Origin of the sequence: Ovoidimarina sediminis (genome assembly GCF_032586175.1) — a bacterium.
Lineage (GTDB): Bacteria > Pseudomonadota > Alphaproteobacteria > Rhodobacterales > Rhodobacteraceae > Ovoidimarina > Ovoidimarina sediminis.
Map to the genome: position 1 here is coordinate 109,790 of NZ_JAWHTE010000005.1, position 12,953 is coordinate 122,742.

At 65.4% G+C, this 12,953-nt stretch carries 10 protein-coding genes; 9 read left to right on the plus strand and 1 reads right to left on the minus strand.

The features are described 5' to 3' along the window. Nucleotides 1–32: 32 nt before the first annotated feature. Nucleotides 33–1,037 (minus strand): PhoH family protein, encoded by a 1,005-nt coding sequence (locus tag RXV90_RS08075; RefSeq protein WP_316648028.1) that lies wholly within the window; start codon nucleotides 1,035–1,037, stop codon nucleotides 33–35. A 257-nt stretch (nucleotides 1,038–1,294) separates the two neighbouring features. On the opposite strand from RXV90_RS08075, the gene RXV90_RS08080 reads away from it, so the two are divergent. From RXV90_RS08080 to RXV90_RS08120, 9 genes are all read left to right on the plus strand, one after another. Then, nucleotides 1,295–2,314: a C45 family peptidase gene (locus RXV90_RS08080; RefSeq protein ID WP_316648029.1), complete on the plus strand. Its 1,020-nt coding sequence runs from the start codon at nucleotides 1,295–1,297 to the stop codon at nucleotides 2,312–2,314. A gap of 167 nt (nucleotides 2,315–2,481) precedes the next feature. Next, the gene (locus RXV90_RS08085) at nucleotides 2,482–3,807 is read left to right on the plus strand and encodes a serine/threonine-protein kinase (protein WP_316648030.1); all 1,326 of its coding nucleotides are present in this window, start codon (nucleotides 2,482–2,484) and stop codon (nucleotides 3,805–3,807) included. After that, nucleotides 3,804–5,987 carry an FHA domain-containing protein gene (locus RXV90_RS08090; protein ID WP_316648031.1) on the plus strand — a complete coding sequence of 728 codons (2,184 nt, stop codon included), beginning with the start codon at nucleotides 3,804–3,806 and terminating at the stop codon, nucleotides 5,985–5,987. The genes RXV90_RS08085 and RXV90_RS08090 overlap by 4 nt, the downstream gene beginning before the upstream one ends. Next, a complete protein-coding gene (locus RXV90_RS08095) occupies nucleotides 5,974–7,197 on the plus strand; it encodes a PP2C family protein-serine/threonine phosphatase (protein ID WP_316648032.1) in 1,224 nt (407 codons plus the stop codon). Before RXV90_RS08090 ends, RXV90_RS08095 begins: the two co-directional genes overlap by 14 nt. After that, on the plus strand, nucleotides 7,194–8,489 hold the full coding sequence (locus tag RXV90_RS08100; RefSeq protein ID WP_316648033.1) for a hypothetical protein: 1,296 nt from the start codon (nucleotides 7,194–7,196) through the stop codon (nucleotides 8,487–8,489). The genes RXV90_RS08095 and RXV90_RS08100 overlap by 4 nt, the downstream gene beginning before the upstream one ends. 171 nt (nucleotides 8,490–8,660) lie before the next feature. Next, nucleotides 8,661–10,748, plus strand: coding sequence for a dynamin family protein (locus RXV90_RS08105; protein ID WP_316648034.1), 2,088 nt, complete (start codon nucleotides 8,661–8,663; stop codon nucleotides 10,746–10,748). Beyond that, entirely contained in the window at nucleotides 10,745–11,545 is an 801-nt protein-coding gene (locus RXV90_RS08110; protein ID WP_316648036.1) for a GTPase, read from the plus strand. The genes RXV90_RS08105 and RXV90_RS08110 overlap by 4 nt, the downstream gene beginning before the upstream one ends. Nucleotides 11,546–11,683: 138 nt before the next feature. Beyond that, entirely contained in the window at nucleotides 11,684–12,028 is a 345-nt protein-coding gene (locus RXV90_RS08115; protein WP_316648037.1) for a hypothetical protein, read from the plus strand. Beyond that, a complete protein-coding gene (locus RXV90_RS08120; RefSeq protein WP_316648038.1) occupies nucleotides 12,025–12,840 on the plus strand; it encodes a hypothetical protein in 816 nt (271 codons plus the stop codon). The genes RXV90_RS08115 and RXV90_RS08120 overlap by 4 nt, the downstream gene beginning before the upstream one ends. The last annotated feature ends 113 nt before the right edge of the window (nucleotides 12,841–12,953 follow it).

The following is a 12,953-nucleotide window of genomic DNA, read 5'->3' on the forward strand; positions in this document are numbered from 1 at the left end:
CGCTCCGGCGCGGGGGGCCTAGCCCGCGGGCCTCAGCCTTCGCTGTCGTAGGCTTCGATGATCTTCGCCACCAGCGGGTGCCGCACCACATCCTTCGCGGTGAAATAGCTGAAGGTGATCCCCTCGATTCCGGCCAGAAGCCGCTCGGCATCATGCAGCCCGCTGGTCACCCCGCGCGGCAGGTCCACCTGGCTCCGGTCGCCCGTGATCACCATGCGCGATCCTTCCCCAAGCCGGGTCAGGAACATCTTCATCTGCATCGAAGTGGCGTTCTGCGCCTCGTCGAGCACAACGAAGGCATTCGACAGCGTCCGCCCTCGCATGAAGGCAAGCGGCGCGATCTCGATCCGCTTTTCCTCGATCAGCTTCGCGACCTGCTTGCCGGGCAGGAAATCCCCCAGCGCGTCGTAAAGCGGCTGCATGTAGGGTTCGACCTTTTCCTTCATATCGCCCGGCAGGAAGCCCAGCCGCTCGCCTGCCTCGACGGCAGGGCGTGACAGGATGATCTTGTCGACATGGCCCTCGATGAACATCGAAACGCCCACAGCGACGGCAAGATAGGTCTTGCCAGTGCCCGCCGGCCCGATGCCGAAGCCCAGTTCGTTGGAAAACAGCGCCCGCACGTAGGCTTTCTGAGCTTCGGTCCTGGGTTCGACGAGCTTCTTGCGGGTCTTGATCTCGACCCGTCCGCCCTGGAACATCTCAAGCTGGTCGCCCGCCCGCGTGCCGGTGTTTTCCGCCGAGCCGCCCATCCGGATCTCGCCGTCAATCTCGCCAGCGTCGATCGTGCGCCCCGCTTCAAGCTTCTGGTACAGCGCCTCCAGCACGGCCGCCGCCTGCTGGCGCGATCCGTCCTCGCCGATCACCGCAAGCTGGTTGCCGCGCCTCAGGATCTGCACGCCAAGCTTGTGCTCGATCTGGGCGAGGTTGCGGTCGAACTCACCGCATAGGTCGATCAGAAGACGATTGTCTGGGAACTCGAGAGCCGTTTCCTGAAGCTCTCCGGCGGGCGGAGGGGGCAGCGCGCTGATGGCCAAATAACCTTCCTTGAATCTCGCGTCTCGTTACGAGGAATGGTGCCTCTAAGGCGGTGCGACCGCAAGAGGTAGCGTTCGATTGTCACGAAATTATGGCAGGGGCTCCTGCGCCCGGGCTCAAGGGTCGCAGGGCTGCCGGGCGAGTTTGGGGGCGCTGCCCCCGCCGCGCGAGACGCGCGGCTCCCCCGGGATATTTCCGGCCACATGAAGGACGGGCGCTTGCGGGGGCCGGGAACCCGGCGTAACGCTGGGGGACGATGACACTGACGTTCCGTGCCATAGCCGAGGATGCGCCCGGGCCCAAATGGGCCGGGGTATTCGCCGAATACTGGCCGTCCTACCGCCGCTGGTGGCGCCGGGAAGGGGCGGCGGCGCGGCCGACCTATCTTGAATGCCGCGCGGCGCTCGAGACGCATTTGCCTGAAATCATTCCGATTTACGACGATCTTTGCGCCGCTGCCGGCGGCGGAGACGAGGCGGCGCGCTTCCTGAGTTACTGGTGCCCGCCGCGCTATCTGACGGGCTGCAGCCAGGCCGTCTGGCCGGGGGACGAGCCGCTTCTGGTCAGGAATTATGATTACGATCCCGAGGCCTTCGACGCGGTGATCCTGCGCAGCGCGTGGCAGGGTCGGGCGGTGATGGGGCTGTCCGATGGCCTGTTCGGGCTGGTCGACGGGATGAACGATGCGGGGCTTGCCGTGTCGCTGACATTCGGGGGGCGGCAGGCGGTGGGCGAGGGGTTCGGCGTGCCGATCATCCTGCGCTATATCCTGCAGACCTGCGAGACGGCGGAGGAGGCGGGGCGCGTGCTTGCGCGGGTGCCCTCGCATATGAGTTACAACGTCACCGTGCTCGACCGCGCGCGGCGATACCTGACCGCCTATCTCGCGCCTGATCGCGTGACGCTTCTGACCCGCACGCCAGTGGCCACGAACCACCAGGAACGGGTCGAATGGTCGAGCCACGCGCGCTTCACCGCGACGGTGGAGCGGGAGCGGTTCCTGCTTCAGCGACTGCAGCTTCATCCCGAGACGCGGGATAGGTTCATTGCCGCCTTCCTGCGCCCACCGCTTTATTCCACCGCCTTCGACCAGGGCTTCGGCACGCTTTACACCGCCGCCTACCGGCCGGCGGCCGGCAAGATGGAAGTCTGCTGGCCCGGAACGCAATGGGTGTTTCAGCTTGATCGTTTCGAGGAGGGCACCCGGACAATCGTCTTTCCCGAGACCCATCACGCCCACGGGACGGGCCCGGCCCCGGCGCCGCAAACCCCCTGATTTGCAGGGCCCCGGGCGCCGCCGCAGCCCTTAAAATGCAGGCTCTCAATCCTACGAAAATCCGATTCTGACCATCTTTAGGTCACAGTTTTTGTTTCTGAATGGTGATCGGTGAGAGCCGTCGGGGCTCTTCCCTCGTTGTTTTGGGATGCGATTTTTAGGGACTCATGACCGCTAACTCAGAGGCAAACGCCGGGCCCGAGGAGGTCTATGGTGACGAGCTTCCGAAGGGAACGGAGCTTCTGCGCGGTCAGTACAAGATCGCGCGGTTCCTGAATTCCGGCGGCTTCGGCATCACGTATCTTGCGCGCGACAGCCTGGACCGGATCGTCGTCATCAAGGAATGTTTCCCGAGCGCCATGTGCTGCCGGCAGGGTCAGTCCGTCAGGGTGCGCTCGAAGGATCACTCGAAAGAGTTTGAATCGATCGTCCGCCTGTTCGGGCAGGAGGCGCGGGCGCTTGCCAAGCTCGACCATCCGAACATCGTCGGCGTGCACCAGGTCTTCGAAGACAATCACACCGCCTATATGGCGCTTGATTTCGTGCGCGGCCGCGATCTTCTGGACATCATCGACGAAGAGCCCGAGCGGCTGAACCCCGATCGCATCCGCTCGATGCTGAGAAAGATCCTCGAGGCGGTGGAATACATCCACGACCGGGGCATCCTGCATCGTGACATCTCGCCCGACAACATCCTGCTCGATCAGAACGACGAGCCGGTGCTGATCGATTTCGGCGCGGCACGCGAAGAAGCGACGCGGAAAAGCCGGGTTCTGTCCTCGCATCACACGGTGAAGGACGGCTACAGCCCCCAGGAATTCTACGTCGCCGGATCGACCCAGACGGTGGCGAGCGATCTCTATGCGCTGGGGGCGACCTTCTATCACCTGATCGCGGGCGATCCCCCGCCGGTCAGCCAGACGCGTCTCGCCGCTGTCGCCGCGAACAAGAAGGATCCCTATGTTCCGCTCTCGACCCTGTCGAAGGATTACGACAGCTATTTCCTGAGCGCGATCGACCGGGCGCTGGAGATCTTCCCCGACGACCGCATCCAGTCGGCCCGCGAGTGGCTGATCGCGATCGACCAGGACACCCGCCGCCAGGCCGCGGTGGAACGGGCGGAACACGACCAGTTCCTTCAGAAGACGATCCGCATGCTTGTCGAGGAAACGAACAAGGTCGTCCTTGAGGCGCGGAGCCAGGAGCCGAAGGAAAAGAAAGCGGCCCCGGCGCCCACGCCGCCGCGGCGCAAAAGCCTGTTTCCCGATCTGATGGGCCCGCCGCCGCCGGATTCGGGCGATCCCGTGACCATCGAGGCCGAGGATGCCGTGGCGCGACCGCACGTGTCGCCGTCGGATCCTGCAGATGACGAGATCGTGGCCACGAAAGACCGGCCCCGGCGCCTTCTGGGCCGGATGCTGAATGTGTCGCTCTGGCGCATGGGCCAGTCCCAGAACTCTCCCGACGAGGTTGTTGGAAAGGTAGACCGATGAAGTTCCTGTCCGAAATGATGTCGAAGCGAAAGCCTTCCGACGAAGCCGCTATGCCGCTTGACGCTCCGCTTGAGGCCGATGGTGGAGGCACCGGCGATTTCCCGTTGCCCGATTTCGCCGCGGTCGCGGGGGAAAGCCTGAATCCGGTCGCGCCGGTCGATACCGGCGATGCGATGCCATCGGCCAGGTCCGAGGCCCGGGTCGAGGCGCCGCGTGAGCGGTTTGTTCAGGACGATGAGTCGTACGACTGGGATATCGGGGCGCTCGATCTTTCCGATGACGGCGATAACCCGATGGAAACGGAGACGGGCGCAGAAAGGGCACAGCCTTTGGACGCCGCTATGGGGGGCCAGGCGCGCCCGGAGGAAGAAATGATGGACAAGTACGAGATGGACCAGATCGGGGATAACCGGGAGACGGAGATGGATGACGCGGTCGACGCCAAGGCCCGCGCTGCGCAGGCTCTGGCGAGTTTTGCTGCCGATCTGGGCGCCACGACCGCGCCCGAGGCGTCGGACGACGACGAGGACGAACCCACAGCGGCGGCGTCTCTTCACGCGTCGGCAGCGGAAATCTCCGGTGCGCTGGGTGCCGATGAGGACGCCGATGAGGACGAGGACGACGAGGCGGAACCCGCGCTGATGGCAGCGCTGAGCCGGCTGCCTGATCCGAAAGATGCAGGCACGGACATGTCCTGGGGTGACGAGGATCCCGGCACGCCAGAGGCGATCGAGGACGATCCCTGGGGCGAGGCGCCCAAAGCCGAAGCGCCCTCTGAAGACGTGATGGAGATGCCGGAGCCGGAGGCGCCCGAGATGGAAGTGCCCGAGATGGATGAGCCGGGAATGGAGGCCCCCGAAATGGAGGCGCCTATGGCCGCCATGGCGAAACCCGACCCCTGGGGCGAGGCCCCGAAAACCGCCGGCGTGTCGAGCCTGATGGCTAAGACCGTACAGCAAAAGATGTCGGCGATGCGCGCCGAGGCCATGGCCCGCGCCGCCGCGCCCGAGACTGACGAGATGGATGACAGCATGATGGCGCCCGAAGAGGCGGTCCCCGTGATGCCGTCGCGAAGCGCCTTCATGGGCGACGGAATCGCCGGGCAGAGCGATGATGACGAAACCGAAGTTGCCTCTCTCTCGCCGCTTGCTGCTCTTAGGGCGCAACGTGAGGCGGCGCTGGCCGCCGCGAAGGCGGCCGAGCCCGCGGCTCGGCCCGCACCTGCGTTCGACTCTGCGCCGGAGCCCGAGGCTACCGCACCTGCTCTGGATGCCGGCGGCTATGACGACGAGGGTTACGACGACGAGAGCTACGACGACGAGGGTTACGACGACGAGGGGTATGACGACGAGGGGTATGACGACGAAGGCTACGACGATCAGGCCTATGACGAAGAGGCTTACGACGACGAAGCCTACGATGACGGCCATGACGAGGAGGCCTCTGACGACGCAACCTATGAGGACGATATGTCCGAGGGCGAAACAATGGATGCCGACGCGCTTGACACCTGGGCGCCTGAAGAGCCGGTGCAGCGGGTCGCGCGGCCCGCGCCGGTGATGGAGGCGCCGGACGAGCCCGCCTCCGCCATGCCCGAGGCCGCCCAGCCGATGCCGATGCGCCCGCCGCTCAGATCGGCCGAGCCGATGGCACAGCCCCAGGCCGCCGCGGAAGACGACCTGCCCGAGGCCGCCCCGGCGCCGCGCCGCGCGGGCCGCGTGAAGACGCGCCTTCTGGGCTTCCACAAGGCCGACGAATCCGCCGATCCGATCCGCGCCGCCGAAGAGGGCCGCGCGACCGCGCCCACCTTCCCGGTCGGCTGGCTGATCGTGGTGAAGGGCCCGGGCCGCGGCGCCTGCTTCACCCTCTCTGCCGGGGCCTCGAAGATCGGGCGCGGCGAGGATCAGGCCGTGCGGCTTGATTTCGGCGACACCTCGATCTCGCGCGACAACCACGCGGTCGTGGCCTATGACGACGAAAGCAAGCAGTTCTTCATCGGCCATGGCGGCAAGGCGAACCTCGTGCGCCTGAACGACATGCCGGTTCTGTCGACCGAGACACTGAACGATGGCGACGTGATCCGGATCGGTGAAACGGTTCTTCTGTTCGTTGCGCTTTGCAGCGATGCGTTCTCGTGGACGGACGGGCCCTTTGCGGAAAGCACGCATGCCGCGGAATGAGGCCACATACGATGCCACCTCGGCGCTGATCCGGGGCGCGCGCGATCACCAGGAAGATGCGGTGATCGTCGACTTCCCCGTGGGTTCGCCCCTTGGCATGGTTGTCCTTGCGGACGGCATGGGCGGGCATGCGGCGGGCGATGTCGCGTCGAAAATCGTGATGACCGAAGTGTTCTGCGAACTGAAGTTCCAGACTTCGGACGCGGCGCTGGAGGGCGGGGTGCGCGAGACGCTTCTTGCCGCCGCCCAGGGCGCGAACGAATGCATCGCGGCCCATATCGCCGAACATCCCGAGGCGGAAGGCATGGGCGCGACGCTGATCGGCCTTGTCATGGAAGGCGAGCGCCTGAACTGGGTGTCGATCGGCGATTCGCCGCTTTACCTGTTCCGAGCCGGGGCGCTGACCCAGCTGAACGAAGATCATTCCATGGCCCCGCAGATCGATCAGATGATCGCCAGTGGCCAGATCGACGCGGAAACCGGCAAGAACCATCCCGACCGCAACGCACTTCTGTCGGTTCTTTCGGGGGACGAGATCGCGCGGATCGACTGCCCCAAGGACGGCGTCGCGCTCGAACACGCCGATATCGTGATTGCGGCGAGCGACGGGATTCAATTTCTCGATCACGAGGTGATCGAAGGCATCCTGCGCGACACGAAGGGCAAGCCTTCGCAGGCGATCGCCACCGCCCTGATCAAAGAGATCGAGGCGCTGGGTGACCCGGACCAGGACAACACCTCGATCGCGGTGATCAAGGTAGAGCTGGACCAGGCGCAAAGCGACATGGCCGCAGCGCTTCAGGCCGCGTTCCACACCTTCGAGACGGCGGAACCGTCGGAGCGGATGTTCGAGCCGCCCGAGCGCGTGCGCTCGCACCGGAAGGCGGACTTGGCGGAAACGCCCCTGCCGGTCTTCGAACACCATGTCGCAGAGGCTGAGGCTGAGGCCGAGGCCGATGACGACGCGGCGGACGCCGACGGGATGAACTCCGAGACGGTCGACGTCGGGATGGCGGAAGACGACGTGGCGGACGCCGTCGAGGAAGGCGTTACGGCAACGGACGCCGCGGAGGCGGAGATGACAGCCGACAACGAGGCCGGCGCTCCCGATGAGGCGCACGAGGAACATCGCGGGCCGGTCCGGCCCGTCCTGCGGCTCGGGCTGAACCGCGACGCTGATGGCAAGATAGTATTGGAACGACGGGGATGAACCAGGCAGTCGCGATCGATGCAATAGAGGAACGGCTTCGCGCCCTTGTTCTTGACAGCGATCTTGGCCGCGAGGCTCGCATTCAGGCCGAACGCTATCTTGCACGGCTGACATCGCCAGTGCGCGTTACGCTGTTTGGGCGCGACGAGGTGGGCAAGCGCCGGATTCTGGAAACCGCCGCGGGACGCCCGATCCTCCCCGGCGCACCGAGTGTGCCGATGCTGGAACTGCGATTCGGCCAGATGGAGCTGACCCAGATCACCTATGCAGACGGCTCTGTCACCGAGCATCTGGGCGATGTGTCGCCCGATCACCTGGAAGGCGCGGTCGTCGTGGCGATCGAGGCGCCGCGCCCGATTCTGCGCCGGATCAGCATGCTGGATGTCTTTGCCGAGGATTCCATTCCCGATCACCGCGAGGCGATCGAATGGGCGGCGACTCGCACCGATATCGCGATCTGGTGCACCGAGCGGTTCGACACGCTGGACCAGGCGATCTGGAACGAGATTCCCGACCGGATTCACGATCACGCCTATCTTGTGCTGACCGGGCGCGAGGCCAGCGACGAGGGCGGGCTGCCCGCGCACCTGGCCGAGGCGTTTCTGGATGTCTGTGGCATAAACCCTAAGCTCGCGATCGGCGAGGATGGTGTCGACGTGGTGATCAACCGGCTGGTGAGTCATGCGGAACTCGGCCGCGAGGCGGATGCCGACAGCGCACTGCTGTTCGTCAAGAAGCTTGAAACCATGCCCGCCGCGCGCGGCAACTCGGGCCTGAGGCCGACGACGCGCCCGCGTACCCGCCCGCTTTCGCGCCCGCTGACGAAGCCCGCGCCGGCGGCCGATGCCGCAGAGGCAGGGGCGGAGAAGACAAGAACGCCCACCACGCCGATCCGCCGCCAGACGCGGCCCAGGACGCGGCCCTTGGGATCGCCCGACGCCCTTCCCAAGCGGCAGGCTGCGCCGGAGGAGCATCGCGACGTGATGCGCACCGGCCTTGGCTACCTACGCCGCCGGGCGCAGGCGCTTCTTGACGATCTCCGGCGCGAAAGTGGCGGAACGGCCACGGATATCCCCGCGATCTGCGGCGAAACGCTGCAGCATCTGGGAGATTTGCTTTCCAGCGCCGACGACACGCATTCCGAGGCGATCACACAGCTTTCCGATGCCGTGATGGATGCGGAAAACGTTGTAATTCTTATGGAAAATGAAGATGGGCCGGGGGTTGCCGCCGACGCCGTGGGCATCCTTCTGCAGGTACGGCAGGATATCGAGGCGGCGCTGGCCGCCTGATCCCCGCCCGCTAACCAAACAGCCAGAAACACGCCTTAAATTCACCACACTGGTCGGAGAGAAGAACCTATCATGAGTTCCACGTGGGGATTGTTTCTGAGGACCGATGAGATCGAGCGCACGGTCTCGTGTCTGGCGAGAGGGGCCCCAGAACGACGGTGAGGGTAGCGGATGAACGTTGAAAACAAGATAGAAGCGGACAGTGAAGCCGACTTTCAGGTGAATACCGGGTTGTTGAGGCGCGGACTGGATGCGCTTGACCCGTTCGTCCAGCGCGTGCGCGAGCTTGAGACGGCCCTTCAGACAATCGTGGATGCAGGCGACAAATCGGCCGCGCGGGCGGCCAAACGCCTGCAGCGCCAGCTTGCCAAGCTTGAACCCTCGCTGACGATGATCGGCCAGGTGAAGGCGGGGAAAACCTCGCTCGTCAATTCGCTGATCGGCTGGCCTGATCTTCTGCCCGCGGACGTGAACCCCTGGACATCGGTCGTCACCTCGATTCACCTCAGCCCGAAGGCGCAGCTTGGCGGCAACCGCTCCAGCTTCCGCTTCTTCGACCAGGCGGAATGGACGCGTCTGCTGGATCGCGGTGGCCGTATCGGCGAGCTTGCGGGCCGCGCGGGCGCCGAAGACGAGATCGAGAAGGTTGCGATCCAGCTTGAGGCGATGCGCGACAAGTCGATCCGCCGGCTGGGCGACAAGTTCGAATTGCTGATGGGGCAGGAACACAAATACGGCTATTTCGATCACGAGCTGATCGAACGCTATGTGTGCCTGGGCGACGATTTCGAAACCGATTACGAAACCTCGACGACGCAAGGCCGGTTCGCCGACATCACCAAATCGGCCGAACTTTACATGCAGCGCGAGGAATACCCGTTCGATTTCTGCATTCGCGACACGCCGGGGGTGAACGACACCTTCATGATGCGCGAGCAGATCACGATCCGCGCGATCCGTGAAAGCCGGATGTGCGTCGTCGTTCTCTCGGCGCATCAGGCGCTGTCGACGGTGGACATGGCGCTGATCCGCCTGATCTCGAACCTGCCGTCCCGGGAAGTCACGATCTTCGTCAACCGGATCGACGAACTGTCCGACCCGGTGTCCCAGGTGCCCGAAATCCGCGACAGCATCCGCAAGACGCTTAAGGATCACCAGGGCCCGGTCGATGCCGAGATCATCTTCGGCAGCGCCTACTGGGCGAACCATGCCCTGAAAGGCTGGATCGACGAATTGAGCGAGGACAGTGCCGAGGCGCTGTACAAATGGGCCGAGTCCGAGCTTGAGGATGGCGGCAAGGATATGCCGGCGCACGAGATGGTCTGGCAGCTCTGCGGCGTGCCGCGGCTTCTGCAGCGCGTGTCCTCCAGCATCGAGGAAGGATCGGGCGGCGAAGCGCTGACCCGTATCGCGAAGCAGGCGCTGAACCTCGTTTCTGGGCTGGCCACCGGCGATCACATCGAGGCGCACGAGCCCTCGGCCAGCGATCTTCCGCCTCTGGATCACGGCCAGATCGGGGCCGAGCTTGCCCGGATCGAGACCGATGCATTGTCGGAATTCGACGCGGCCTTCGACGCGGTTTCGGACGGCTTCGTGAAGCGGCTGGAGAAATCGCACAAGTCGTTCCTCGACCGCGCCACGGCTTCGCTGATCACGAACCTCGAACGCTTCGGCGACACCGATGTTTGGCATTACGATGCGACGGGCCTTCGCGTTCTACTAAGATCGGCGTTCCAGGTTTTCGCGCGGAATGCGCAGAAAGCTTCGAAGACGATCTACAAGAAAACCTCGGACGATATCCGCGAGGTGTACCTGCGCGCCTTCGGCATGTCGGACGCAAGCTTTCAGCTTGAACCGCCCCCGGTGCCCCATGTGGCCGCGCCCGTGCTTCTGGGCCAGACCATCGCGCTGGATCTGTCGTCGACCTGGTGGTCGCGCTGGTGGCGGCGGCGGAAGGGCTATGCCAATTTCGCAACCGCTTTCGCCGAGATCATCAAGGCCGAAACCGACCCGATCGTCGAGGATATGCGGGTGGAGCACGTGGCTGCAGTGCGGCGCGACGCCCGCCGGGCGCTGACCGATTTCATCGCCGCGCAGCGCGAGATGCTGGACGGGCTCGTCAGCCGGGCGGCGGGAGGCAAGGCCGATCTGTCGGTGCTTGACGGCGGGATCGATCCCTCGGCCCGCGCCGCGTCGCTGACGCGCACCCGCACCATTCTGCAATCCTATGTCGAAGATCAAACGGAGACGGCCGCATGACCACACCCGACGCCGACACCTCCGTCACCAAACGCCCCGTCATCGCCCTGATGGGGGAGTTCAGTGCCGGTAAGAGTACGCTTTCAAACCTTCTGCTTGGCGAAGGCCGATCGCCCGTCAAGGTGACGGCGACGCAGCTTCCGCCGGTCTGGTATGTGAAGGGCGAGGGCAATCCCGTTGTCGTCGGCACCGACGGTACCGAGACCGAGATCGAGCGGGGCGAGATCGAGGGCGTCGATGTCGCCTCGACTGCGCATATCCGCATCCCTTCGGGCGCCGAGATCCTCGATATTCTTGAGCTTATCGACATGCCCGGCAACTCCGACCCGAACATGTCCGCCGAAGTGTGGCAGCGGTCGATCCATCATGCCGATGCGGTGATCTGGTGCACCCATGCCAACCAGGCCTGGCGCCAGAGCGAGGCTGCGGTGTGGGAAGAGCTTCCCGATGCCCTGTACATTCGCAGCATCCTGCTGCTGACCCGCTTCGACAAGATCCTGGGCGAAAAGAACCGCCACCGTGTGCTGCGCCGGGTGCAATCTGAAACGCGTGATCTGTTCCGCCATGTCCTGCCGATCTCGCTGACCGAGGCGCTGGCGGCCACCGATCAGCCCGAGAAATGGGCTGATTGCGGGGCGGAGGCCTTTACCGAGGCTCTGCTGGACATCGTGATGAACGAAACGCCACTGCCGGCGGAGCCGGCGGGGCCCGCCCCCCGCCAGGTCGCCCCGCGCCGCGTGATGCGCGACGCGCCGCGCGAACGGCGGATCCTGCAGGATCGTCCAGCCGCGGAATAACCGTCGGGCGGCAAGGGCGCCGCCCCCTGAAGCGCAGCATATCCGGGGCATCTTGCGCAGATGCGCCATGCCGCTCCCGGTTGCATTGGGAGGCGCGATCGGTCAGTGATACCTGAGCATGTGCTCCGGGTACGATGGATGGCCGTTCTTAAAGATCTGAAACGTATACGTGAGGCCGGGCCCGGCATCGAAGCCGTGGCCTATGTGGATATGGCGACCTCGACGGTGCTGGCCACGTCTTCGGCAATCGACGAGCCGCAGGAGCGGTTCGACGGCCTGTGCGATGCGGCGATTGCCCTTCTCGACGGTGCCGATGGCGAACCCGACGAGGCGGTGCGGATGGCAAGCACCGAGGCACTTGTGGTCTGCCGGTCCGCTGCGGACCAGGAAGAGGCGCTGTGCCTTGTCTGTGCGCCTGATGCCGATGTTTCCGCCGTGATGCATCACGCCCGCGCCGCCTTCGACGCGGAGGGCAGCAAATGAGCGTCGATCCCACCCTCGAACGCCGGCTGGAGGCGCTGGCGGGGGCGGGCACGGCGGACCGGGAAGGGCGCGTCCTGCGCGCGCTCTCGGCCGATACGCTCAGAAAGCGCGTGTTGCGGCTTCTCGACGAGACGGTCATGCCGCGGGTTCTGTCGCTCAGGGCCGATGGCGGGCGGTCGGTGGCGCTTGACGTCGCCAATGGCCGGGTCGGGCGCATCCTGACGGCGGACAGCGCCGTCCTGCCCGGCGGAGAGGCCGAGCTTGTGGGCCAGCCGCTGACCATGGAGGACGAGAGCGTGACCGCCCGCGTTGCGGGCTGCCTCGAACGGCTTCTCGAAGGAAGTGCGACGCTGACGGTGCGGAGCGAAGGCCCCGGCGCCTCGCCCGAACCGACGCAGCCTGGCCCCTCGGCCCGGGCGATTGCGGAGGTCTGGGGGATCGAACTTGCGCCGTCCGACCTGCCCGAACCCGGCGCGATCTTCGATGACGTGCTGGCGGCGGTTCAGGGCAAGGCGCGGGCCTGGCTGATGCTGGGCGCAACACCGGAAGACAGCGGCGGGGCCGGCGATCAGGATGCGCTGGACGACCTGAACGCCTTCGCCGAGGCCTGGGGCGTCGGCGGGCAGGCCGCCGCCGCAACCTTGGGGCTGCCCGAGGGAGAGCGCTGGTCGCTGATCGCGCTGCACCGTACGGGGGCCGCGCCCGACCTGACGGTGATCGCGCGCTATGATGGCGTGCACCTTTACCTTTCGGTGCCGCGCGAGGCACTGGGCTTCGTCGCCGACACCTGGCGGCGGGCGGTGAGCGTCTGAGTCACGCTAAGTCGTTGCTTTCACGGAATTCTGCGCTAATTCGATGACGGAGCGGTCTCGGGATGCCTCCGCTGGCCGATGCATTGGAACCAGATCATGCCTTGAGCGTTTGA

Coding starts and splice junctions, on each gene's coding strand:
- RXV90_RS08080 (WP_316648029.1), top strand. CDS start 1,295: ATGACACTGACGTTCCGTGCCATAGCCGAGGATGCGCCCGGGCCCAAA.
- RXV90_RS08085 (WP_316648030.1), top strand. CDS start 2,482: ATGACCGCTAACTCAGAGGCAAACGCCGGGCCCGAGGAGGTCTATGGT.
- RXV90_RS08090 (WP_316648031.1), top strand. CDS start 3,804: ATGAAGTTCCTGTCCGAAATGATGTCGAAGCGAAAGCCTTCCGACGAA.
- RXV90_RS08095 (WP_316648032.1), top strand. CDS start 5,974: ATGCCGCGGAATGAGGCCACATACGATGCCACCTCGGCGCTGATCCGG.
- RXV90_RS08100 (WP_316648033.1), top strand. CDS start 7,194: ATGAACCAGGCAGTCGCGATCGATGCAATAGAGGAACGGCTTCGCGCC.
- RXV90_RS08105 (WP_316648034.1), top strand. CDS start 8,661: ATGAACGTTGAAAACAAGATAGAAGCGGACAGTGAAGCCGACTTTCAG.
- RXV90_RS08110 (WP_316648036.1), top strand. CDS start 10,745: ATGACCACACCCGACGCCGACACCTCCGTCACCAAACGCCCCGTCATC.
- RXV90_RS08115 (WP_316648037.1), top strand. CDS start 11,684: ATGGCCGTTCTTAAAGATCTGAAACGTATACGTGAGGCCGGGCCCGGC.
- RXV90_RS08120 (WP_316648038.1), top strand. CDS start 12,025: ATGAGCGTCGATCCCACCCTCGAACGCCGGCTGGAGGCGCTGGCGGGG.